23 protein-coding genes are annotated in these 24,456 nt (G+C 37.8%); 19 read left to right on the forward strand and 4 right to left on the reverse strand.

Going from position 1 to position 24,456, the window contains the following annotated elements; translation table 11 throughout:
• Nucleotides 1–5 precede the first annotated feature (5 nt).
• The 6 genes from DEU39_RS04805 to DEU39_RS04830 are packed head-to-tail and all read left to right on the forward strand — an operon-like array spanning nt 6 to nt 8,475.
• Entirely contained in the window at nt 6–1,817 is a 1,812-nt protein-coding gene (locus DEU39_RS04805; protein WP_120232194.1) for an IucA/IucC family protein, read from the forward strand.
• A complete protein-coding gene (locus tag DEU39_RS04810; RefSeq protein ID WP_120231123.1) occupies nt 1,814–3,217 on the forward strand; it encodes an MATE family efflux transporter in 1,404 nt (467 codons plus the stop codon). The genes DEU39_RS04805 and DEU39_RS04810 overlap by 4 nt, the downstream gene beginning before the upstream one ends.
• A gap of 1 nt (nt 3,218) precedes the next feature.
• Nucleotides 3,219–3,464 (forward strand): acyl carrier protein, encoded by a 246-nt coding sequence (locus DEU39_RS04815; protein ID WP_002979498.1) that lies wholly within the window; start codon nt 3,219–3,221, stop codon nt 3,462–3,464.
• 4 nt (nt 3,465–3,468) lie between these two features.
• The gene (locus DEU39_RS04820; RefSeq protein ID WP_120231124.1) at nt 3,469–4,857 is read left to right on the forward strand and encodes an AMP-binding protein; all 1,389 of its coding nucleotides are present in this window, start codon (nt 3,469–3,471) and stop codon (nt 4,855–4,857) included.
• Entirely contained in the window at nt 4,844–7,285 is a 2,442-nt protein-coding gene (locus DEU39_RS04825; protein WP_183037375.1) for a TonB-dependent receptor, read from the forward strand. The genes DEU39_RS04820 and DEU39_RS04825 overlap by 14 nt, the downstream gene beginning before the upstream one ends.
• A 2-nt stretch (nt 7,286–7,287) precedes the next feature.
• Entirely contained in the window at nt 7,288–8,475 is a 1,188-nt protein-coding gene (locus DEU39_RS04830) for a PepSY-associated TM helix domain-containing protein (RefSeq protein WP_120231125.1), read from the forward strand.
• 388 nt (nt 8,476–8,863) lie between these two features.
• On the opposite strand, the gene DEU39_RS04835 is transcribed toward DEU39_RS04830, so the two are convergent.
• Complete coding sequence (locus DEU39_RS04835; protein WP_120231126.1) at nt 8,864–10,354, reverse strand: PLP-dependent aminotransferase family protein; 1,491 nt, start codon at nt 10,352–10,354, stop codon at nt 8,864–8,866.
• A 66-nt stretch (nt 10,355–10,420) separates the two neighbouring features.
• Here DEU39_RS04835 and DEU39_RS04840 point away from each other — a divergent pair, with 66 nt between their 5' ends.
• The 5 genes from DEU39_RS04840 to bioA all read left to right on the forward strand — a co-directional run bounded on the left by DEU39_RS04840 (nt 10,421) and on the right by bioA (nt 15,364).
• Nucleotides 10,421–11,044, forward strand: coding sequence for a hypothetical protein (locus DEU39_RS04840; RefSeq protein ID WP_120231127.1), 624 nt, complete (start codon nt 10,421–10,423; stop codon nt 11,042–11,044).
• Nucleotides 11,037–12,146, forward strand: a complete 1,110-nt coding sequence (locus DEU39_RS04845) for an aminotransferase class I/II-fold pyridoxal phosphate-dependent enzyme (RefSeq protein ID WP_120231128.1) — start codon at nt 11,037–11,039, stop codon at nt 12,144–12,146. Before DEU39_RS04840 ends, DEU39_RS04845 begins: the two co-directional genes overlap by 8 nt.
• A gap of 49 nt (nt 12,147–12,195) precedes the next feature.
• A complete protein-coding gene (gene bioD, locus DEU39_RS04850) occupies nt 12,196–12,807 on the forward strand; it encodes a dethiobiotin synthase (RefSeq protein WP_120231129.1) in 612 nt (203 codons plus the stop codon).
• A 2-nt stretch (nt 12,808–12,809) separates the two neighbouring features.
• Nucleotides 12,810–13,793: a biotin synthase BioB gene (gene bioB, locus DEU39_RS04855; protein WP_120231130.1), complete on the forward strand. Its 984-nt coding sequence runs from the start codon at nt 12,810–12,812 to the stop codon at nt 13,791–13,793.
• Nucleotides 13,794–14,071: 278 nt separating this feature from the next.
• Entirely contained in the window at nt 14,072–15,364 is a 1,293-nt protein-coding gene (bioA, locus tag DEU39_RS04860; protein ID WP_120231131.1) for an adenosylmethionine--8-amino-7-oxononanoate transaminase, read from the forward strand.
• A gap of 101 nt (nt 15,365–15,465) precedes the next feature.
• On the opposite strand, the gene DEU39_RS04865 is transcribed toward bioA, so the two are convergent.
• On the reverse strand, nt 15,466–16,020 hold the full coding sequence (locus DEU39_RS04865) for a hypothetical protein (protein ID WP_062669542.1): 555 nt from the start codon (nt 16,018–16,020) through the stop codon (nt 15,466–15,468).
• A gap of 59 nt (nt 16,021–16,079) precedes the next feature.
• Nucleotides 16,080–16,394 carry a winged helix-turn-helix transcriptional regulator gene (locus DEU39_RS04870; protein ID WP_120231132.1) on the reverse strand — a complete coding sequence of 105 codons (315 nt, stop codon included), beginning with the start codon at nt 16,392–16,394 and terminating at the stop codon, nt 16,080–16,082.
• Between the two features lie 92 nt (nt 16,395–16,486).
• On the opposite strand from DEU39_RS04870, the gene DEU39_RS04875 reads away from it, so the two are divergent.
• Complete coding sequence (locus tag DEU39_RS04875) at nt 16,487–17,251, forward strand: MBL fold metallo-hydrolase (RefSeq protein WP_120231133.1); 765 nt, start codon at nt 16,487–16,489, stop codon at nt 17,249–17,251.
• Nucleotides 17,252–17,312: 61 nt separating this feature from the next.
• Nucleotides 17,313–18,020 carry a DUF421 domain-containing protein gene (locus DEU39_RS04880; RefSeq protein ID WP_120231134.1) on the forward strand — a complete coding sequence of 236 codons (708 nt, stop codon included), beginning with the start codon at nt 17,313–17,315 and terminating at the stop codon, nt 18,018–18,020.
• 12 nt (nt 18,021–18,032) lie between these two features.
• On the opposite strand, the gene DEU39_RS04885 is transcribed toward DEU39_RS04880, so the two are convergent.
• A complete protein-coding gene (locus tag DEU39_RS04885; protein ID WP_228436642.1) occupies nt 18,033–19,238 on the reverse strand; it encodes a CynX/NimT family MFS transporter in 1,206 nt (401 codons plus the stop codon).
• A 71-nt stretch (nt 19,239–19,309) separates the two neighbouring features.
• Between DEU39_RS04885 and DEU39_RS04890 the strand changes: the two genes are divergently transcribed.
• From DEU39_RS04890 to DEU39_RS04915, 6 genes are all read left to right on the forward strand, one after another.
• Nucleotides 19,310–20,092: an AraC family transcriptional regulator gene (locus tag DEU39_RS04890; RefSeq protein WP_120231136.1), complete on the forward strand. Its 783-nt coding sequence runs from the start codon at nt 19,310–19,312 to the stop codon at nt 20,090–20,092.
• A 580-nt stretch (nt 20,093–20,672) separates the two neighbouring features.
• On the forward strand, nt 20,673–21,281 hold the full coding sequence (locus DEU39_RS04895; RefSeq protein ID WP_120231137.1) for a hypothetical protein: 609 nt from the start codon (nt 20,673–20,675) through the stop codon (nt 21,279–21,281).
• Nucleotides 21,282–21,365: 84 nt separating this feature from the next.
• Nucleotides 21,366–22,541, forward strand: a complete 1,176-nt coding sequence (locus DEU39_RS04900) for an MFS transporter (RefSeq protein ID WP_120231138.1) — start codon at nt 21,366–21,368, stop codon at nt 22,539–22,541.
• Nucleotides 22,542–22,543: 2 nt separating this feature from the next.
• Complete coding sequence (locus DEU39_RS04905) at nt 22,544–23,308, forward strand: siderophore-interacting protein (protein WP_120231139.1); 765 nt, start codon at nt 22,544–22,546, stop codon at nt 23,306–23,308.
• Nucleotides 23,309–23,374: 66 nt separating this feature from the next.
• Nucleotides 23,375–23,944 carry a Crp/Fnr family transcriptional regulator gene (locus DEU39_RS04910; protein WP_062669523.1) on the forward strand — a complete coding sequence of 190 codons (570 nt, stop codon included), beginning with the start codon at nt 23,375–23,377 and terminating at the stop codon, nt 23,942–23,944.
• A 133-nt stretch (nt 23,945–24,077) separates the two neighbouring features.
• Nucleotides 24,078–24,440 (forward strand): hypothetical protein, encoded by a 363-nt coding sequence (locus tag DEU39_RS04915; protein ID WP_131797460.1) that lies wholly within the window; start codon nt 24,078–24,080, stop codon nt 24,438–24,440.
• The last annotated feature ends 16 nt before the right edge of the window (nt 24,441–24,456 follow it).

The following is a 24,456-nucleotide window of genomic DNA, read 5'->3' on the forward strand; positions in this document are numbered from 1 at the left end:
AAAAAATGAACACCCACTTAAAAAATACAATAAGCCAGGAAAACTGGAATCAGGCCAACAGAAACCTAATGGCCAAAACCATCGCAGAATTGATGCACGAAGAGCTTCTAAAACCTGTGGTAACCTTTGAAAATAAAAACGGATATACTGTTTTTACCCTTGAAACCGGAGTTGAAAATATTGTCTACAGCTTTCGCGGACAGGAAAGAATGATGGATTACTGGCATATTGATAAAGACAGCATTACAAAAACAGAAAACGGTGAAGATTTGTCTTCTGTAGATGTAGCGGCCTTCTTTCTGGAAATGCAATCAGTTTTTGACTTAGACGCTTATACCATTGCAAGATATACAGAAGAATTACTGCATACTTTGTATTGTGATGCTTTAATCTTATCAAGAGGAGTGATGCCTTCAAAAGATCTTGCGGATGCGGATTATCAAACTGTAGAGCATAATATGACCGGACATCCTTGGGTAATTGTGAACAAAAGCCGCTTAGGTTTTTCTCCAAAAGACCTGAAAACATTTGCCCCTGAAGCCGATGAGAATCTAAAAGTGATCTGGCTGGCATCTCATAAAAGCAGATCATCATTCCAGGCTTTGGAACATATCAACAGAGATGAGTTTTATCGTTCTGAAATAGGAGACCTGCTGTATAATGATTTTCAGCAGCAACTGATCAGCGAAGGAAAAATTGTTGAAGATTATCACTTTATCCCTGTACATCCATGGCAGTGGGAGCATAAGCTTCAGATACATTTTGCTGGAGATATTGCTTCCGGACTTTTAATACAATTGGGTGAGGGTAGTGACACCTACAGTCCGCAGCAGAGTATCCGTACTTTATTCAATGTAGATCATCCTAAAAAAAGATACCTGAAAACGGCTGTTTCTATTCTGAGCACAGGGAATATCAGAGGATTATCACCCAAGCAGATGAAAATTGCTCCAGCCATTACAGATTGGGTAAAAGGTTTAATAAAAGATGACGCCTATCTGGAAAATAAAGAAACTATTTTCCTGGGAGAAGAGGCTGCTATTACTTATCTGCACCCTCAATACGGATCTATTGCCAGCGTACCCTACCAGTATAATGAATTCCTTGGCGCATTATGGAGAGAAAGTGCTGAGAACTATCTGAAAGAGGATGAACAAATGGTAACCATGGCTTCTTTACTGTACGTAGACGAAAGTGGAGTTCCATTGGTCCAGGCATTTGCAGAAAAAGCAGGAGTGAGTATCAAAGAATGGATTGAAAGCTACCTTGATGCTTATCTTACTCCTTTGCTACATATCTATTACACGCATTCATTATGTGTAACGCCACACGGGGAAAATATTATGGTGGTTCTGAAGAACGGAGTTCCGAAGAGAATCGTCATCAAAGACTTTGTGGATGATATTGTACTTACTACAGAAGCCAGAGAAAAACTTCCTGCACACCTTGCAGATGGTTTGATCCAGTCTTCCAACAAAGAAAACATTCCATTATTTATTTTACTTGGAGTTTTTGATGCCTTCTTCAGATATCTGTCGAATGCTTTACATACGTATTCCAACTTTAATGAAGAGACGTTCTGGGAACTGGTTCACAACTGTGTAGAAAATTATAAAGCTGAGAATACCCACCTTCAGGAACGATACGAAAAGTATGACCTGTATGTTCCGGCATTCAAAAGATTCTATATCAACAGTCTGCGTCTGAAAAATAACGGTTACAGTGAAAATAAGGCATTTGCCATTCCGAGAAAAGACGGAGCGCTGCCTAATCCGCTGTATCAGATTGCCAATAAAAATTCAGTAGCAGCAGTATGAGGAAATTCCTGCATATACTAAAAGAAGGAGCGGTTTTTACGTATGGAGCCATAGCCGGAAAGAAAGTTGAATTGACTTCCGGAAGTATCAACCGTTCCATCTTTAGTCTTGCCATTCCCATGGTGATGGAACTTGTCATGGAATCTGTTTTTGTGAGTGTCAATCTATTGATTATTGCAAAATTAGGCGACAAGGTTCTTGGGCTTGTGGGAATTACTGATAACTACATCAACTTCGCCTATGCCATTGCAGTAGGTTTGGGAATTGCAGCAGCAACCCTTACCGCCAGAAGAGCGGGTGAAAAAGATAAAGAAGGAATGGGCAGAACAGCCCAATACATCATCTTGCTGGCCCTGTTTTTTGCAGTGCTTATTGGTGGTGTTTCCTGCTTTTTTGCATCAGAAATTGTTGATTTTCTGGGAATCAATGCCAGTACGGTAACCGAAGGAGTTTCTTTCTCGAGACTGGTCTTCCTGAGTATCGGGCTTGTGATTCTCCGCTTGTCTGTGAATGGACTTTTCAGAGGGGCTGGTGATGCTGATATTGCCATGAAATCACTTTGGATCTGTCATATTTCGAATATCATTATTGCAGTGATCCTTGTTTTCGGATTAGGATTTATTCCTGCTTTCGGATTGATGGGATTGGCATATGCTACAGTTTTATCAAGGCTTTTAGGCGTTTTATACCAGGCTTTTGTATTTGCCACAGGAAAAACCAGCATCAGTATCAGAGTTCCTTTACAGCTTGATATTCCATTGCTGCAGAAGATTCTGAAACTCGCCTTTGGAGGATTGGTTCAGTATATTATCCCAACATCCAGCTGGCTGATCATGGTGAAGATCATCTCCACTTTCGGAACTACAGCGCTTGCAGGATATATTATTGCCCAGCGTATTGCTTCGGTGGCAACAATGCCTGCCTGGGGAATAGGAAACGCAGCAGGAGTGCTTACAGGACAGAATCTCGGTGCCGGAGAACCGGAACGTGCTGAAAAAACAGTATGGAGAGCCGGAACCATCAACATGACTTATCTGGTCATTGTAGCCTTATTCTGGCAGATTGCTGCGGAATATGTGGTGAAATTTTTCACTACAGAACCTGAAGTTGCAGGATATGCGGTACAGTACATCCACGTGGTATCAATGGCTTATCTGCTGTTAGGATTCACCATGGTCATCAGCCGTGCCTTGAATGCAGCCGGAAATATCATGCAGGTTACCCTGCTGTATATCGTCATGTTTTATGTGATACAGCTTCCTATGGCTTATCTCTTAGGGGTAAGACTTCATTGGGAACTGAGAGGAATATTTACCGCTATCGTTTCTTCGGAGATTGTTTTAGCTGTGCTATTCCTAATGATTTTTAAAAATGGAAAATGGAAAACTATAAAAATTTAAAATGAACACTACAGAAGAATTTTATGAAATTATCGCCTCTGCCATCGCTATAAAAAAAGAATTGGTAGATGAAAAGCTTACGTATCAGGAAATCCCGGAATGGGATTCTATGTCTCATCTTTTGATCGTAGAAGCCCTTGAACAGTTTTATCAGATCAAATTTGATTTTAATGATATTCTTGAGATGGGAACCGTCGGCAAGATTCGTGAAAAAATGAAAAAATACGATGTATTCGTAGAAAACTAAGCCTATGAAAATTTTAGAAAATGTAATTGCCAATAAGAACCTGGCGTTTACAGATGCTTCCACCGGTACAACAATACCGGTGGGAACACTGTACCGGTCTTTAGGCTTAAATCCTGTAGAAAAAGGACTGCTCTTTTTGTACAACGACAATCAGCTGCCAAGCATTGAGGTGCTTCTCAATTTTTACGGAACAGCGCACACGATTGCGGTACTGGGACAGAAAGTGCATGAAGAATTCAAAGAACGTATTCAGGCAGAATACCGTCCGAAATACATCTTTGACCCACAAAGAGAAGCTATTGAAGGATATACTCTGAAAGCATTCTCAGACAACATCAGCATCTTCGCAAAGGATGATTATAGGAGTGAAGTTACCATTCATACTGACATCAAAATCCTTTTGAGTACTTCAGGGACAACAGGTGTTCCGAAACTAGTTAAATTATCTGATGAAAGCCTTTATCAGAACGCATTGAGCATCCTTCAGTATATGCCGATTCAGAAAACGGATGTAGTTCCTTTAAACGTTCCGATCAACTTTGTGTACGGATTCTCTATTTTCACCACCAACTGCATGCGTGCCGGAAGAATTGTCTGTACCGATAAAGACATTATGCAGAAAGCATTCTGGGATGAAATGGAGGAGTACGGTTACAGTACTTTGGGTGGAGTTCCCTTTCTTTATGAAAATCTGAACAGAATAGGATTCTTCAGAAAAGATTCTCCAGGTCTGAGGTATTTTACCCATACCGGCGGAGTAATTAACGCGGAATTGAGAAAAACGATTTTCTCTTATTGTCATGAATTTAAAAAAGATTTCTTTGCACAATATGGCCAGACTGAGGCTGGAGGAAGAATGGCTTATCTTACTACAGAAGGATTGCTGGAGGGAGAAACCTCTATCGGAACGCCCGTACACAACGGAAGTTTCAGAATTGATCCTGAAACCGATGAACTTCTCTTTTCACACATCAGTATTTTCGGAGGCTACGCCAATAAGCTTGAAGATTTGACAACGTACGAGCAGCCTTCTGTACTGCATACCGGAGATACCGCCAGAAAAGGTGAAAACGGAATGTATTACATCACAGGTAGAATAAAACGTATCATGAAACTTTTCGGAATACGTCTTAATCTTGATGAGGTAGAATTTATCCTTAAAAATGAAATGCAGGGCAATACTTTCGTATGTCTGAATGCCAATGATAAAAAAATTGTGGTATTGTATGACAATCCGGAAATAGATCCTCAGATCATCACCGAAACCATTAAAAATAAACTGCGTATTAATCCACAATATGTACGCACAGAACGTATAGAATCATTCCCTTTATCACAAAACGGTAAAATAAACTATCCCCTGTTACAAAAATTACAGCATGAAAACATCTAAAACCCTTATATTACTTCTTGGTCTTGCTTTATCTTCCAATTCGCTTTCTGCACAGCAGGGCGACAGAGTTCATGGCAAAATCATGCTGTCTGAAAAAGCACCGGTAAAAAATGCTGTTTTAAGACTTGTCAATACGTCTTATCAGGCAAAAACCAATAATTTAGGAGAATATTACTTTGAAAATGTACCACCTGGAGAATATACGCTTCAGGTGGTTTTAAATGACATCGAACTGATGAGGGAACCCATCCACATTCAGAAAGATGTCTATGAAATCCCTGCAATCTATGCCCCGTTACACAATAATGTAATTGAAGGAATTACAGTATATGCTGTGAGCAGAAATAAATTTTTGGACAGAGACAGTACTTCAGTGGCCAAAATGCCTTTGAAAGTTCTTGAAAATCCACAGGCTTATACAAGCATCAACCAGCAGATCATGAAAGAACAGCTTACTTACGATATTTCGGAAGTATTGAAAAATGTTCCGGGTATGGTAAAAATGCAGGGAAGCCCGGGAAGAGGTTCCGGAGACGGGAGTTTTTACTACAGCCTCAGAGGTTTTCCTACCAAAGTATCGATGGTAGATGGTGTACCAGCCAATACCAATGGTGAGATTGATCCTTCCGATATTGAACGTCTTGAAGTCATCAAAGGACCTTCAGGAACGTTGTATGGAGGTTCTGTAACTTCTTTTGGAGGTTTGATTAACGCAGTAACCAAAAAACCGAAAGATTATTTCGGAGGAGAAGCTTCTTATCTGATGGGAAGCTACAACCTGAACCGTGTTACCGCTGATGTTTACGGCCCGATTACAGAATCCAGAAATATGTTATTTCGTTTGAATGCAGCCTATCAGTATCAGAATGGTTTCAGAGATTCCGAATTCAGAAAATCATTCTTTGTAGCCCCAACTGTAAGCTACCAGGTTAATGAAAGATTGAAATTTAACCTGGGAGCTCAGATTTATAATTATGAAGGAACTAATACTCCGATTATTTTCCTTCCGAGAACAAGGCAATATTTTGCCCATAATCCTGATGAACTAGGCTTTGACTGGAAAAGATCATATTCCAACAATGATATGACCTTAAAAGCTCCGTCTATTAATGTAAAAGCAGAGGCTAATTACAAAATTTCGGATCACTGGACTTCGCAAACCTTGCTTTCAAGAAACTTCAGAAAAACGGAAGGATTATATCAATACCAGTTTATCAGAGGGACAACCAGTGATGCCCTGCTGGAACGTAATGTACAGTGGCAGAACTCTGAAGCTTCTTCTACAAGTGTTCAGCAGAACTTCAATGGACAATTTAATATCGGGAAAATTAAAAATAAAGTATTGATCGGATTGGATTATCTGAATCAGACAATCAATAATAACCATTCTCCAATTGTAGTCTTTGATAATGTCAACGGACAAAGCTTAGAAGGATACCCGAATATTTCTAAAGATCTTGCCCTTCAAAAAATCCAGGCATTTACACAGGCAGCCATTCAGGCAGGCAAAACACCTTTAGTGAGAAATAATTCCGCATCCAACCTTTATGGAGCCTATATTTCAAACGTCACTTATATTACGGACCGTTTGATTACGCTTTTAAGCTTGCGTATGGATCATTACGAAAGTAAAGGACAGCTTAATCTGAATGATAACAAACGTACCGGTGATTTCAGTCAGACTGCATGGTCTCCAAAAGTAGGAATTGTATATCAGATCGTTAAAGACCAGTTATCTGCCTATGGTAACTATATGAATGGTTTCAGCTATACAGCCCCTGTTGCCCAGCAGCTTCCGGACATTAGCGGTGAGATGAAACCTCAGATGGCGAATCAGTGGGAAGTAGGAATCAAGGGAAATCTTTGGAGGAATAAAGTGAATTTCACGGTTGGATACTATGATATCCTTGTTGATAATATCCAGAGAGGAACCGGAGTGATCCGTGACGGAAAAGAATACAATATTGTTGTTCAGGATGGAAAGCAAAGAAGCAAAGGGATTGAAATCGAAACCATCATGAACCCTGTTCAGGGATTAAATATCATGGCCGGATATAGCTACAATCACAGCAGATATGAAAAGGCTGATCCCGCTGTAGATAGGCGCCGTCCGGAATCTGCAGGTCCTGCCAATGTATTCAATTCATGGATCAGTTATATTCTTCCGATCAAAGGACTTCAGGGACTAGGAATAGGTTTTGGAGTAAACCGTGTTGGAAAACAGATTACCGGAAATAAAGTGGTTACCGGACAATTTGTATTTCCTGCCTATACTTTAGTGAATGCTTCCATTTCTCTTGAAAAAGAAAGATACAGATTAGGATTTAAAATGAACAACCTGGGGAATGCACAATATTTTGCAGGGCAGGGAGTGGTAGTCGCTCAGATGCCTCGGAATTTTGTTGCTGAGGTAAGCTTTAAATTTTAAGAATGAAGCTGAAATTCAGAAAAATTGCCTATCAGTTACATCTATGGCTCGGACTAACGTCCGGGCTTATAGTTGTTATCATGGCTGCTACAGGATGTATCCTGGCTTTTGAAGAAGAATTAAAACATATTGTTCACCCCAACCGATATTATGTTGAAAACATTGGAAGAAACAAACTTTCATTGGCTGAACTTACGGAAAAAGCAGAAAAAGTACTTCCTGAAGGATTGAAAGTCAAAAGGGTAGTGATGCCTTCCGATCCCTCACGAACGTATGTATTTCGTACCTTAAAAATGGACAATGAAGCATGGACGTATTGGGGAACCTATCTTTATTATTACCGGATTTATGTGGATCCTTATACCGGAAAAGTACAGGAAGTAGAAAATGCCAAAAAGGACTTCTTTGAAATTGTGCTGGATCTTCACCGAAGACTTCTTCTAGGTGAGAAAATCGGAAAAGCAATTACCGGTTATTCCACATTGATATTTGCTGTGATACTTCTATCAGGGCTTGTGATATGGTATCCCCGAAAAATGAGTAAAGCCATGCTGAAAGGAATGTTTTTCATTAAAATATCGGCCAACTGGAAAAGAATCAATTATGACGCTCATAATGTCTTAGGATTCTATGCCATCATTCCTTTACTTTTAATATCTTATTCTGCATTGATATGGAGCTTTGAAGATGTAGATAAATGGGTAAAGAATACACTGAACGGAAACATTCCAACAGAAAAGAAAGCCAAAAGTACAATTCCTTCCGAAGAATTTTCAAACCGAAAAAACATTCTCAATCTCATTGGAAATACCATGGAAAAAGGGATGAAAGACAAAAAATCAGCACTTGTCAATTTTCCGAGATCGGAAGAAGGAACTTATTATGCAGAGTTGACCTATGACGCAAGACAATACAGGAATGAACAGTTTAATTTTGATCAGTATTCAGGAGAAGTTTTAAAATCTCAATCTTATAAAAACAAAAATACCGGATATGGAACCGCATTAAGGGAAAGAAATTACGATCTTCACACCGGAAGTATTCTGGGAATAACCACCAGAATTATTTATTTTCTGGCAGCTATTATTGCAACTTCACTTCCCATCACCGGTTTTATCATTTACTTAAACAGAAAAAAGAAGCAACCGAAGCATAAGAAAAACAAAATAATTTTTCCTTCTCATCATTAATAAAGAGAAGAGGTTATCTCAAAAGTCAAATGACGTGGTTTTTGTGGCTTTGTCATTCTGACGAAGGAAGAATCTCATTATAATTTAACTAAGAGATTCTTCACTACATTTCATTTCGTTCAGAATGACACTTTGACGTAGCCTCTTCACTTTTACTATTCAAAGCAAGAATATCCAGTATCAATTTTATCGCAGATAAAATCCTCGCGCCTTAAAACACATTGTTTTGGTCATTATTTGCGCCTTCGCGTTCAAAAATAAAATAATCTTTTTTTTGGAAAGTCGCAAAGGCGCAAGTTTTTTTAATATTAATGTATTTTAAGACGCAAGAAAATCAAAGATTTTCAGTAAGTGAAGCCGTAATTTATTCAATCGGCGAGAGATCTCATCACCCAATCAATCCCTTCACATTTTTTGAAAACACCTCAATTCCTTTATTCATCTCTTCAACATTCAGATCTCCGAAACCTAAACGAATAGCCGTAAGCCCTTTATTCTGATATAACAATGTTTTAGGAATAAAAAGATTGTCCTTCGCACAATTTCTACTCAGCTGCATCAGGTTCAGCGGAATATTCCATTCCAGCCATATAGCCAGTCCACCGGAGGGTTTTTCAAAAGAGATAAACTCACCCAGATTCTCTTCCAGCAATCCGGAAAAATAATCACGCCTTTCCTGATAAACTTTCAAAGATTTCTTCAGATAACGGTTGATTTCTCCTTCTGCAATCATTTCTCCAAGTGCTCTTTCCATCAGAATATCGCCTTGACGGTCTATAATTCCCAGGTATTTACGCATTTCTGTCATCAGATTCTCAGGAGCCACAATAAATCCTGTCCTGAATCCCGGTGCCAGAGATTTCCCGAAAGAACCGATATAGATCACCATTCCGTTGGTATCAGCACTGGCAAGAGGAAGAATAGGACTTTTATCGTAATGAAATTCATAATCGTAATCATCTTCAAGAATAATAAATCCATACTCATTGGCTAGTTCCAGCAACTCGAAACGTCTTTGAGCGCTCAAAGCAACCGTAGTAGGATAGTGGTGGTGCGGTGTCAGATAAAGCATCCGGATTTTCTGCTTTTTACAGGCTTCCCGTACGCTTTCTACTATAATTCCTTCTTCATCAATCGGAATTGAAACAATGTCAACACCAGCTTTCATAAATATCATATTGACTGAAAAGTAGCTCAAAGCTCCCACCAATACTGTGTCACCTTTGGAAAGAAGAATCTCAGAAACAATATAAATACTCATTTCCGTGCTTCTGGTAATGAGAAGATTGTTCTTAGAAATAGGAAGTCCACGGGAAAGATTCAGGTATTGGGATAAATGTTCTTTAAAAAATTCACTTCCGTCATGATTATAATGTCCCAACGTTTTTTGGTTAGATTTGCGCTTTAAAATAGAACTGTAAAATCTTGAATGCTGTCCTATCTGCGTCAAACGAATATCCGGAACCCCATCATTAAAGACATATTCACAATTGGAATGCTCGAAAGGATTATCTAAAATATTGGACGTTTTAAATGAAAAACCAGTCGAAACAGGGTAGTTCTGAAGGTTATTTTGCTTAAAATCATTCAATTTAACGGGTTTTTCCTGATCTTTTCCAATAACAAAAGTTCCTTTGTTGGGAAAACTCTCCGTCCAGCCCTGGGCTGATAATTCATCATATACTGCAACGGCCGTATTTCTATGGATTTCCAGCATTTCACTGAAAGTTCTTGTCCCCGGAAGCTTGGTTCCGAAAGGCAAAAATCCCCGCTGAATTGCATTGATCAGCTGATTAGCGATCTGTAAATAGATTGATGTTTCTGATTTTCTATCAATTTTTATAAAACTTTCGTAAGGAATCTTAACCGGACTATCCATAATATCAAAACTGGCACCACACAACCATCCGGCAATATACTACTTTTGACATCAAAATAAAAATCTATGGAATTTCATCATCTGTTAAAAAGAATTGTACAGGAAGGAAGTACCCACGCCAAATGGCTGAACACGCTTTCATTTATGGAAAATGCCGGTGCAAGAAAAATATCAAAATGTGAACATCCAACATTGGTTTCTCAGATTCAGCTGAAACATGCTGCTGAAGAACACCGCCACGCCTATTATTTAAAAAAGCAGATTGGGAAAATAAACCCTGAACTCTGCAAAACCTATGAAAGCACAGAACTTCTGGCTCCTATCGCAACAAGCCAATATCTTCACTCATTAGATATTAAAGCCTGTCGTTATCTTCAGGAAGCTTTCCAACTTAATAAAACAGATATCAAATATGCTGCCTATCTTTTCGTAACCTATGCTATTGAGGTTCGGGCGGATGAACTTTACCCTGTTTATCAGCAGGCACTTACCGAAGCTTCTTCTAAAATTATGGTAAAATCTATTATCCTTGAAGAAGAAGGACATCTGGAAGAAATGATTCATCAGCTCAATGAGTTTTCGCCAGACTGGAAGCATCATGCAGACCATATTCTGGACATAGAAAAAGAACTGCATAAAGAGTGGATTAATGCGATTACAGAAGAAGTAGCTCAATTAAATTATGCTTAGCAATACTTCCCATTTTCAGGAATCCCTTGATAAACGAAGAGAAAAAGGAACCTTAAGAAGTTTAAGGCTTATATCCGATGGAATTGATTTTTATTCCAATGATTATCTGGGGTTTGCAAAAAGTAAAGACCTTCAACAATTACTGCTGCAAAAGATTATGGATAACCCTCAACTGCTTTCGGGAAGCACAGGTTCAAGGTTAATTAGCGGAAACAGTGATATTGCAGTTTCCGTGGAAAATGAGATTGCGCAGAAACATCATTTTGAATCGGCATTGCTCTTCCCATCCGGATATAATGCCAACCTTGCTTTGTTTTCAACGCTTCCCAGCCGTCATGATGCCATTATTGTGGACGAACAAATTCATCGGTCAGTACATGATGGTTGCAAACTATCCAATGCTAAAAAACTGAAATTCAAACACAATGATATCGAAGATCTTGAAAATATTTTAAAAAGACAGAAAGGACATTGTTATATCGCGATAGAAAGTCTTTATTCGATGGAAGGAGATTTTGCTCCTGTTCAGGAAATCGCTGCCCTTGCCAGCAAATATAAATCTTCTTTGATTGTTGATGAAGCCCACGCCTTCGGCGTTTTTGGATATGGATTGATTGAAAAATTACAGTTACAGAACCATGTTTCAGCAGCTGTGGTGACCTATGGAAAAGCTCTCGGGGCTCATGGAGCAGCTATTCTCTGTAATGAAACAGTGAAATCTTACCTGATCAATTTTGCAAGTCCTTTCATTTATACCACATCAGCACAGGATTTCCAATGGATGAGCATCAAAACAGGATATGAATTTTTAGATCAAAATCATGAACTGGCTGAAAAACTTCAGAATAACACCAAAGTTTTCCGAAGCAGTAAATTACAGTCTCCATCGGCAGAAACAAGTCCGGTTCAGGCTATTGTGATCCCGGACAATCAAAGACTGAAAGAATTACAGGATATTTTATCTGAAGAAGGATTTTTGACCTATGCTATATACAGTCCCACAGTAAAAGAAGGAAGCGAAAGATTGAGAATCTGCCTCCACAGCTTCAATACGGAGGAAGAAATTGTAAAACTGACAGGAATTATTAAAGAATTTATTTAAAACTTTCAACAGCCGAATCACGAATCCCGAACCCCGAATCACGAAAGATATGAAACTATTTATAACAGGAATAGGAACCGAAATAGGAAAAACAGTATGTTCAGCTGTTTTGGTTCAGCATTTTAAAACAGAATACTGGAAACCCATACAATCAGGAGATCTGGACTATACAGACAGTCATAAAATTGAAGACTGGACAGACACCAGCTTTTGCCATCCGGAAACTTACCGTTTAAAGCTGGCAGCTTCACCACATCAGTCTGCAAGAGAAGAAAATACCACTATCAATCTGAATGATTTTCAACTCCCCAAAACAGCAAATCCACTCATTGTAGAAGGAGCCGGGGGTCTTATGGTGCCCATTTCAGACACTACATTTATGATTGATCTGATTGAGGAATTAAACATTCCTGCAGCGCTGGTTGTAAGAAACTACCTGGGCTGTATCAACCATAGCCTGCTTTCAATCTTAGCCTTACAACAGAGAGAAATTCAGCTGGAATATTTAATTCTTAACGGAGATTTTCCGGAAGATACAGAAAGAATGATCTGCAGTTTTATCGAAAAAGAAACAAAAGTTATAAAGATCCCGGAAATCAGAAATACGGATAAGGAATCTGTACAACATGCTGCAAAGCAATTAGTAATAACAAAATTATGATAATGGATACAAAAACAACATTGAGAAACGACTGGACTAAAGAAGAAATCGAAGAGATTTACCACCTTCCTCTGATGGAACTGATTTATAAAGCAGCCACCATACACCGCGAATGGCATGATCCTTCCGAAGTGCAGATATCTACTTTATTATCCATCAAAACAGGTGGATGTCCTGAAGACTGCTCTTATTGTGGACAGGCAGCCCGTTATCACACGGATATTAAAGTACAGGCTTTATTACCTACAGAAACTGTAATTGCTCACGCTCAAAAAGCGAAAGACTCGGGATCTTCAAGATTCTGTATGGCAGCAGCATGGCGTGAAGTTCGTAATAACCGTGATTTTGACCGGGTGATTGATATGGTAAAAGGAGTAAACGAACTTGGCCTTGAAGTTTGCTGTACATTGGGTATGCTTACCGAAGAACAGGCCATCAGACTTCAGGAAGCCGGATTATATGCGTACAACCACAACCTTGATACTTCTGAACAGTATTATGAGGAGATCATCTCTACCAGAACTTTTGACAACAGGATCAATACGATCAACAATGTAAGGAAAGCAGGAATCACAGTATGTTCCGGAGGAATCATCGGACTTGGTGAAACCCATAGAGACAGAATTTCAATGCTTTTAACGTTGGCAACAATGCCAAAACATCCGGAATCCGTTCCAATTAATGCATTAGCAAGGGTAGCGGGAACACCATTAGCAGATAATGAAAAAGTAGATACCTGGGAAATGGTAAGAATGATTGCCACAGCAAGAATCGTAATGCCATCTTCTATGGTGAGATTAAGCGCAGGTCGTATAGAAATGACCGAAACAGAACAGGCATGGTGCTTTATGGCAGGAGCCAATTCCATTTTCACGGGAGAAAGAGAAACTTTACTGGTAACACCAAATCCGGGAGTTTCTGAAGATATGCAGATGCTGCAGACCTTAGGATTGAAACCTATGATGAAAAAAGAAACATGCTGCTAGTAAATTATAAACGATAAATAATGAGTGATGAGCTGGATTATTGGTATTATAGTGCTTATTATAAAACTGGTTTTTGAACTTTTATAAACTGCTCTACAAGTTGGAAAACGCAAAGGCGCAAAAGCTTAGTAAGCAATATTTTCTTGCGTCCTTAAATATCCCACGCAATCTATGATAAAACTTTGCGTCTTTGCGATTAATACAACATTTACTCCAACATATTCAACTAAATTATTGTTAAATCCATCTCCATCACTTATTACTTTTTAGATCAATATATGAATACATTAACCAAAGAAATCAGTCTGCAGGAGAGAGATAAAGCGGTGAACTGGCATCCGTACACGCAGATGAAAACAGCTGATGATGCCATTCCTATTGTAAAAGGAAAAGGAATTTATCTGTATGATACCGAAGGAAAAAAATATCTGGATGTCGTTTCATCATGGTGGGTAACATTGCACGGCCATTCTCATCCTTATATTGCACAACGTGTTTTTGAACAGTTGAATACACTGGAACAGGTGATTTTCGCAGGATTTACCCATGAGCCGGCAATACAGCTTTCAGAAAATTTACTGAGACTTCTGCCTGATAGCCAGGAAAAGGTCTTTTATTCGGATAACGGCTCTACCGCAGTAGAAGTTGCTTTGAAAATGTGTATTCAATATGCATACAATAAAGAGAATAAGAAAACAAAGATTTTAGCTTTTAAAAATGCGTATCACGGAGATACTTTCGGGGCTATGTCTGTAAGTGGAAAAAGCTTTTGGACAAGACCTTTTGAAAGCATGTTGTTTGAAGTTGTTTTTATAGATACACCCAATGCAGAAAATATAGAAAGCCTGCGGTTGCAGATTAAAGAACTTGCTGCTGAAGTAGCCTGCTTTATCTATGAGCCATTAGTTCAGGGTGCTGCCGGAATGCTGATGTATAAAGCTGAAGACTTAAGCCAGCTAATGAAATTCTGTAGAGAAGAAGGCGTTCTCATGATCCAGGATGAAGTTTTTACAGGGTTTGGAAGAACAGGTAAACTTTTCGCAGCAGATTATCTTACGGAAAAGCCGGATATTATGTGTTTTTCAAAAGGATTGACAGGAGGAACGATGCCTATGGGAATTACAACCTGCTCCAATGAAATTTATGAGGCTTTCCTTTCTGAAGACCGTTATAAAACCTTATTTCACGGGCATTCGTTTACAGCTAATCCTCTAGCCTGTACCGCGGCACTTGCCAGTATGGAATTACTATTGACAAATGAAACTCAAATGAATATTAACCGCATCACTCATCAACATTCAGAGTTTGTGAAAGTACTTGCTTTGCATCCTCATGTAGAAAAGGTTCGTCAGATCGGAACTATTTTAGCGTTCGATTTTAAAACCGGGAATGATACTTCTTATTTCAATGAAATAGGGAAGAAGCTTTACAATGAATTCTTACAGAGAGGAATTATTATGAGGCCGTTAGGAAATGTAATCTATCTGGTTCCTCCATATTGTATTACATCGGAAGAATTGGATTTTGTCTATCAGAATATTACGGAGGTACTGGATCAGTTTAGAGAATAAAAGATCCGGTCCGGTAATAATTATTTTTAATTTTTTTAATATACCTTATAGGTTTCCAGGACCTATAAGGTTTTTATGTTGAATGCCAGTGCCGGTATTTTTTAAATATCCTGTTCTGATTTCTTCAAAATAGCAATCAATTCTTTTAATTCATCTTTATTGAATTCCAGCAAGTTCTGATTAAAATGATTGGATGGAATTTTGATATAATTCACCCATGAAGAAAGTTTTTCACGATAAACACTTCCGAATTCAATATTACTCATCGTTACAAACTTATATCTGGTTTCCTGGCCAGCCTTTTCATTTTCTTTCTGTTCTACCATCTGAAGAGCCTGAATCAGTTTTCCCAATTCATTTTTGTCAATAGTGAGTGTCTTTTTGGAGATTTCATCAAAGGTTTCATATTCATACATAATTCCAAGAAAAGTATCCGATGAATTGTCAGAAATATCTTTCGTTACAATTTTTTGAATATTCAGGTTTTTAAATTTACCTAAATTGATGATTTTCTTTTCAATTAATGTTCCTTTTCTTGAATTGACAGTTAGGCCGCGGGATGTTGTGTTGGATCTTTGAATCGTTGGTGGTGGCACTATCTGTGCAGTTACCCATGTGCCTATTGCGCAGGAGATCAAAATAATGATTCTTTTCATTTGTAAAAAATTGTTATTAGTTTTTTTTTCAACAATATATAAAATATTTAAAAATAATTTTATCCCAATTCATTTCCCCATGAATGAAGTTCGGAAAGAATAGGTCCCAGTTTTTGTCCTTTCTCTGTTAATTTATAATAGACTTCCGGTGGGAAATTATAAACTTCAATCCTTTCAATAATAAGGTCTTCTTCCAACTGTTTCAGCTGTTCTGCCAATACTTTCTTGGAAACCCGGGGCATATTCCGCCAAAGTTCTACAAAACGTACCCGATCTTCTTCAAAAAGATTGTGCAGGATCAGAGGCTTCCATTTCCCTGAAAGAATATTCAGGCTTTTTCTTAATCCACAGTTTTTAAATTCTTCGAAATTCATAACACAGTTGAATATTTGTGGTTAACCTTTTGGTAACCTTCGATTGTTTTACCCTCATCGGGTAATAGCTTTGTTCTACAAACATACTCAAAATGAAATTACAATTATGGCGCAATGCAACATTGCTATTAAATATTGATGGAATTTCCGTCCTTGTAGATCCTATGCTGGGTGAAAAAGACTCTATGGGGAAAATACCTATGACGGACAGTGAATTAATGAACCCACTTACAGATCTGCCTTTTAATAAAGAAGAACTAAATAAAAGATTAAAAGAAATTGATGCTGTTGTCGTCACCCATCTTCATCCTGATCATTGGGATCCTGCAGCCGTCGGACTTCTTGATAAAAATATTCCGATCATCTGTTCGGATATTATTGCAGACCACATTGCTGCACAGGGATTTACCAATATTATTGCTGTGAATAATAAGATTCAGTGGAAAAATATTGAGATATCTGCCACGAAAGGACAACATGGAACCGGAGAAATAGGAGAAAAAATGGGTATCGTAAATGGTTTTGTTTTTAAAAAAGAAAATGAATCCGTTTACATAGCAGGAGACACGATTTGGTATGATGAAATTGCATCAGAAATTGACAAACACCAACCACAGCACATTATTGTTGCCGGAGGAGCCGCCACTTTCTCTGTGGGAGATCCTATTATTATGACCAGTGAAGACATTGTAAAGGTCTGTGAATATGCACCGGATTCTACTGTTTGGGTAACCCATCTGGAAGCGGTAAGCCATTGCAGAGAAGACCGAAAATTTATTCAGGGAAAAATAACAGAAAAAGGACTCGAAAATCAATGTTTCATATTGAAAGACGGAGAAGAGGCGAGTTTGAAATAGATGTGAATAAATAACAGGAGTTATGGCTTATTTTTTGAATATTTCCTGATAAATAATTTATATGCTGTCAGTTTTTCTCTTAAATCTTGATTGGAAAGAATTATTATTGGGACACGAAGAATGGTCTTTTCTTTTGGAGATCATTCTTCGTACCATGATTATGTTCCTTGCCATCATCATCGGACTTAGAATTTTAGGAAAAAGAGGGGTAAAACAACTCTCAATCTTTGAATTGGTAGTCATTATTGGCCTGGGATCGGCAGCAGGAGATCCTATGTTTAATAAAGATGTTGGAATTATTTCGTCCCTTATTGTTTTTATTGTTATTATTCTTCTATATTCTATTGTGACGCATTTTATCGGAAAAAGTAAAAGTTTTGAAAATCTGGTGGAAGGAAAATCCATCTGCCTGGTAGAAAATGGAGAATTTTCAATTAAAAACTTTCAAAAAGAAAACCTTGGGAGTGACGAATTCTTTGCAGAGCTGAGACTAAAGGGAATTTCGCAACTTGGCCAAATTGAAATGGCTATAGAAGAAATATCAGGAGAAATCAGTGTATTTTTTTTAGATGATGAATTTGTAAGGTATGGACTTCCTATTATGCCAGGCTCATTACATAATCCGTTACGATATATTCGTGAGGAAAGACATTACTCTTGTATATTCTGTGGGTATACTGAACATAAAAGAGAGGGTAATGCCGGACGCTGCCCGAAATGCCAAAAAGAAGAATGGGTAGCATCCAGCAATAAAAGACGTGTCACCTGACCTTTGACTATCCTAATCCTCAACATATTTATTTCTCGCTGCTTTCAATCCAAAATACAGCATCAGTATTACCGCACAGCTTAACAAATAGAATGAACTGTTCCAGGAAGTATCCCAATCATGCAGTTTTCCAAATAACGGAGGCCCGAACGCTGCAATCAGATATCCTACAGACTGAGCCATTCCTGATATCTTAACGGCATTGATACTGCTTTTCGTTCTTGTAGAAAAGAAAAGAATTGACAAACTGAAAGATAATCCATTAGAAATACCAATTATCACCGCATTCCCATAAATCCACTGAGATTTCAGAAAGACAAACATCATTGTACTGCTGAACATCAGGGTACATATGAAAAGGATCATAAGTCTCTGGTCTTTCATTTTACTGGCAATAATCGGACAGCAGAATGTCACAGGAATCATGGTAATCTGAATGACAAAAAATACCCAGCCCGAACTTTCTCCCTGCATATGAAAGTCAGCAAGAAAGGAAGGAAGCCATGCTACCAGGCAATAATAAAATAAAGACTGCAATCCCATAAAAATACTGATATTCCATGCCTGGGCAGATTTGAACATATTAAAATCTGAAGTACTGAGCGCTGTTTTAGGTGGAGCCGGATTTCTTTTGTTAAATATGAATTCCAATGATAAAACAAGGAAACCCAATGCGGCAATCACCAGCCATATTCCCAGAGAGCCTTTCCATCCAAAACCTGTCAGTTCTCCTATTTTCACGCTGAATCCTGAAGCTAAAGCTGCTGTAAGATTCATAGATACCGCAAAAATTCCTGTCATAAGACCAATCTGCTTTGGAAAATTATTTTTAACGTATCCGGGAGTAACCACATTTCCAATGCATATTCCCAAACCAATGAAGATAGAACCCAAAAACAAAAGCCATAGAGATCCGGTGATTCGCAAGAATAATCCAAAACTTAGAATAATCAGAGAATACATAAGCAGTTTACTGATTCCAAACTTATTGGAAAATCTGCTCACCAGTACAGAACAGGCGGCAAACATAAACAGGGGAATAGAAGTAAGCAGACTCACCTGAAAATTATCCAGTTTCAAAGCCTCCCTTACTTCTCCAAGTACAGGAGCAACCGCCACAATCGGTGAACGGAGATTGCTGGAAATAAGTATAACTACCAGAACATTAATAATTAATAAAATATACGAAGCATTCTTTTTTACTTCATTCTTCATCATAATAAAAACTTTTGTACAAAATTAGCACAGTAATTTTGTTTAATTTTGCCAAAGTTTTAACCTGAAACGACATGAATGCTAATGACAGTATAAAAATAGATGAACTGAAAAAGCCTTATTTTGTATGGTTTGAAGAAAACTGGGTGCATGATAATGTTCTGCATCACCATCAGAAAGGGCAGCTCGTGTATGTAGAGAGTGGTTTCCAGTACATAACTATCGAAGAAAAAATCTATCTCCTCCCTCAAAATCATGCCGTATGGATCCCACCAAATGCAGTCCATAAAACCAATTCCCATTCTGAAAAGATCAAACTGATGATCATGTTTGCGGAGATCAGTATCCAAGAATCTTTTTATCAAGATGTGAAGGTATTTTCTGTTCCTCCGGTTTTAAAGGAAATGATAAAATATGCAGAGAAATGGTCTAAGCTGATGACTCCGGATCATCATGAAAGCTTGTTTCTGAAAGCATTGTTCAACGAACTTCCACGGTTTGTAGAACATTCCCTGACTCTTCATATCAGTCTTCCCAAAGATAAACGCCTTGCTAAAGTCATAGAGTATCTCCACAGTCATTACCGAAATGAGATCAAAATGGAAGACCTGAGTGATACAGCACTTTTATCTTTCCGTACTCTGGAGCGTATTTTCAAAAAAGAAACAGGTCTTACTTTAAGCAAATATCAGCAAATGCTTCGTATCATCAAGAGTCTGGAATATTTGAGTTCCGGAAATCTTACCATTTCAGAAACAGCTTATGAAGTAGGGTACAAGAGTGTTCAGGCTTATACCAGAAGTTTTTATTCTGTGATGAAATTCAGGCCAACTGATTTTATTAAAACCATTCAATAGTTTTTTTAATCTTTATAAAAACAGTTTGAAATTATTAAAAAAGGGGAGTTATTAACATTATAAAACTTCGTACATTCCTTTAAAGAAAAGCAATCAACTGAATTAAATAAGAAAATATTTCACATTTCGCCCGTTTTTCCACTTCATTAGTCAATATTCAATTATGATATTATTGAAAATAAAAAGGTCTCCACGGATGGAGACCTTAAAAAAACACAAATGATGAAAAAAAATTATTTCGATTCACAAATATAAACAAAAATCACGTTATGCAAAACAGTATAAGTTTATTTTTTTTAAAAATTATTGATTTTTCCTAAAAGTAATTATTTCCTAAATCTTCCTTGTTTTCTTTGAGATTCCGAAATCAGCAATATATAAACCTCTCCTGATAAATATAATTCGCCATTTGAAGAATTGTACGCATGTTTTTTAAGCAAAATAAAGAAACCTCAAAAAGTGAATTATTATCAGAATACGACTTTATAAAGGTAATAATTAAACACACGCTTAACTCTTTTGTGATCCTACTCATAAATTCTGAAAGTTTTTTGTACTACTTTGGATAAAAACCTGTCATATGAGTCCAAAGATATTTAAAGGAGTTCCTGCACAAAAGTTCGGTGGCTTCCATGATACGGAAAGCAGAAAAGTATTTGACCAGGATCTGATTCCGGAAAAGTTTAACCTATTAAAAGAAAGATTCTTTTCAGTTAATAATTGGGAAAATTATACCGGAAAAGCTTTCGCTGCATTTAAATTATATGATTTTGATGGGAATCCTGCAGACCGAGAACCTCAAAAAGGAGATTTTATCAGGATTGATATTCCTGGTCCGGGAGAACCTGAGGCTAAAGGGTACGATTGGGTAAAAATAACAGATATCTGCTTCTATCAGGACAGTTTTTCTGAAAGTATATCAATCACATGCAGACCTTCGATAAATCCTCAAAATAAAAAAAGTCGTCATATTGCCCATTTTTATAGTTCTGCAGCCAGCTCAACTTTTATGATATCCCGCAATATAGCTTATTTAAAAGCAGCCGTATACGGACGAAATGAAAGACCCAACTGGAACGCAAAGCTTCCGGATGTCATCAGAAATCTTGCTACTGCTTTAGGCGGAATGCTGGGAATTGCAAAAATACAGTGGAAACAACTTACGGATAGTTTTCTGGATTTTGATTAATGCCATTCTTCCTTTTTTGATCTAAGTCAAAGTTTTTTATCTGTTGTACCGGGACCTTTGCACCCGAATATTTTAAACAGATTTATGAGTACAACATTAGAAAAAGGACAGACTATTAATTTCTATCAGGCAACGGCTCCTATTATCATTTCGGTATTTGCAATTTACCTTACCATAGGAATTGCGTTGGGATTACTTCCCAGGTTTGTTCAGAACACGTTGGGTTTTGACAGCATTATTGTAGGACTTGTGATTGGTCTGCAATCATTATCAACACTTTTAACCCGTGCCTATTCCGGAAAAATCACAGATACCAGAGGTGCTAAGAAAAGTAAAATGTCCGGCGTAATACTGGCTGTTATTGCAGGAATTGCTTATGTCCTGGCGGTATTATTTCAGACTCAACCGATTCTGGCACTTGCTTTTCTCTTATTGGCAAGAATTATTCATGGGATTGGTGAAAGTTTTCTCGTTACAGGAGCATTAACGTGGGGAATAGGTCTTGCAGGACATTCCAGTTCGGGAAAAGTAATGACCTGGAATGGTATTGCCATGTATGCGGGAATTGCAATCGGAGCTCCCATCAGTATCTGGTTAAGTAAAGAATACAATATTTTTCCTGCTTTTCTTCTTATTGCCTTACTTCCGCTGGTAAGTTGGCTTTCCACAGCAAAACTTCCTTCTATTCCCGTAGATAAAGATCATGTAAGAATGCCTTTCTACAAAGTAATTGGTACCATATCGGGTCAGGGTCTGAGCCTTGCTTTTTCATCAATGGCTTTTGGATGTATTGCTTCTTTTATTGCCTTGTTTTTCTCTCAAAAAAATTGGGGTGATGCTTCTCTTGCCTTTATGATCTTCGGAGCATGTTATGTGCTGACCAGAATTTTATTTGCTTCTTTTCCGGATAAATACGGAGGATTTACAATAGCCTTGATCTCTCTGATTATCGAAGTGGCAGGACAAATGCTGATCTGGACCTCTGCCTCCAAAACATTGGCTATTATCGGATGTGGATTGACGGGAGTAGGATTTTCATTGGTCTTTCCTGCATTGGGAGTTCTTGCCATTCAACAAGTAAAGCCGCAGATGAGAGGAACAGCACTAGGAGCCTATGTCGCATTTGTTGACCTTTCATTAGGATTGGCAGGTCCTATAGCAGGATTAATTGCCGGGTGGTTTGATTATCAGACTGTATACCTGTTCGGAGGAATCAGCTGTGTCATTGCAATGATTATTTTACTATTTAACAAAAAATAAAAATGGAATATTCCCTAATATCTCAAGTAAAAGAAACGAAAAAAATACGTTCTGTATTTACCGTTAAAAAGAAACTCTTTATTACACCGCATTTAATCCGTGTCATATTTAATATTGATAAAAAACAGACTGAACTATTGGCTAACGTTAAGTCAGGATCTAATAATAAAATATTTATACCCGCTGAAGAAGAAAACGTAGCTCTCATCAGAACGTATACCAACAGAAAAATTGACCTTGAAGAAAAGGAACTGAGCATTGATTTTGTAGCTCATGGTGATAACGGTCCGGCTTCTGCATGGGCATTGAAGGCCAATCCAGGTGATGTATTGGAAATAGGAATGAAAGAAAGCACAAAACCTTTAATTCCGGATGCTGATTTTTATCTGATGGCAGGAGACGCAACGGCTCTGCCTGTGATTTGTGCCATCGCAGAACAGTTTCCTTCCTACGTAAGAGCAAAAATAATATTGGAAGTGGCAGGTAAAGAGGATGAGCTTATGCTTTGTTCTGCAGCAGATATTTCAGTTGAATGGCTGTACAATCTTCATCCTGAGCAGGGAAGCATGCTTGCCGAAGTGGTGAAATCTGTTCAGTTTCCATCAGGTGTATTGAAAGAATATGTTTACATCGCTGCAGAATATACTACTGTACATGAGCTTCGCACCTATTTTAAAACAAACCTGAAATGGGACACCCAAGCCCTATACGCCTGTTCCTATTGGAGAGCAGGGCAACCGGAAGGAAAAACTTCTGAAAGCACTTAAGAAGCAGGAATAGCAATAAGTTTTTAACATATTTATTGCTACATTTGCGGTGACTGATTTAAATAAATGGAAGACGTATTAGTTTCATATATTAAAAGCAAAATATCAATAACAGATGAAGAATTGAAAGTTATTCTTTCTTATTTCAAACCTGTCAAATTAAAAAAGAACGAGCTTCTCGTTACCAATGTTCATTCTCCCAAAAAAACATTCTTTGTTGTAAAAGGCTGTTTAAGGATATTTTACATTAATAAGGAAGGGCAGGATTCTACAAGATATTTTGCTTTTGAAAATCAGTTCGCTACAGCACTTCATACCTTTATTACTTCGGAACCTTCTGATGAACTTCTTCAGGCAGTAGAAGATTCAGAGGTCTATTATATTACCCATCAGGATTTTTATCATTTATTGGACATTATTCCTCAATGGGAAAAATTTTACAGAATTTATATTGAAATTGCCTGTATTGCCAACACTAAAAGGCTGATGTCTTTTATGGTGCAGGATGCTCTTGAAAAATACAAACAGTTACTGGAAGAAAATCCGATTATTGTACGCCGGCTTTCCAACAAACTGGTGGCTTCCTATCTTAATATCTCACAGGAGACACTGAGCAGACTGAAGTCAAGGCTTTGATTTTTTGTTTGATAAACCTAACATTTTTACGAAGAGTTATTATTTATTTAAACTGCTTTTAAACTGGCTAAAATTCTCAAAAAATTAATACTACAGCCCATTCAGAAAAAATTTAAGCCCTATATTTGCACTCATGTTAAAATGGTTCTCCATATTATGTTCAATGATGTATGTGCTGGCTACCACCAATGCGGGGGAAGTACTTAAAGTGCCTATGTTTGTGGAACATTTCATGGAATACCATGGAAGCTTTTCAGAATTTGTAATGGAGCACTATGATAACCACAAAGAGGATTCAGACTGGGATACCGATCAGAAACTGCCTTTTATCAATCCTCCTATCGTACTTACCGTACACGCACAGCTTCCGGAGCTTTCATTCGAAATAAAAAAACCTAAGGAAATTACTGTTTCAAAGAAAAGCAGTATTTACAAGGAAAAAGACTTTTCCAACCAATACCTTTCTCAGATTTTCCAGCCACCGCGGCTTTCTTAATCGACTTCACATTGAA

Origin of the sequence: Chryseobacterium sp. AG363, from assembly GCF_003610675.1 — a bacterium.
GTDB lineage: Bacteria > Bacteroidota > Bacteroidia > Flavobacteriales > Weeksellaceae > Chryseobacterium > Chryseobacterium cucumeris.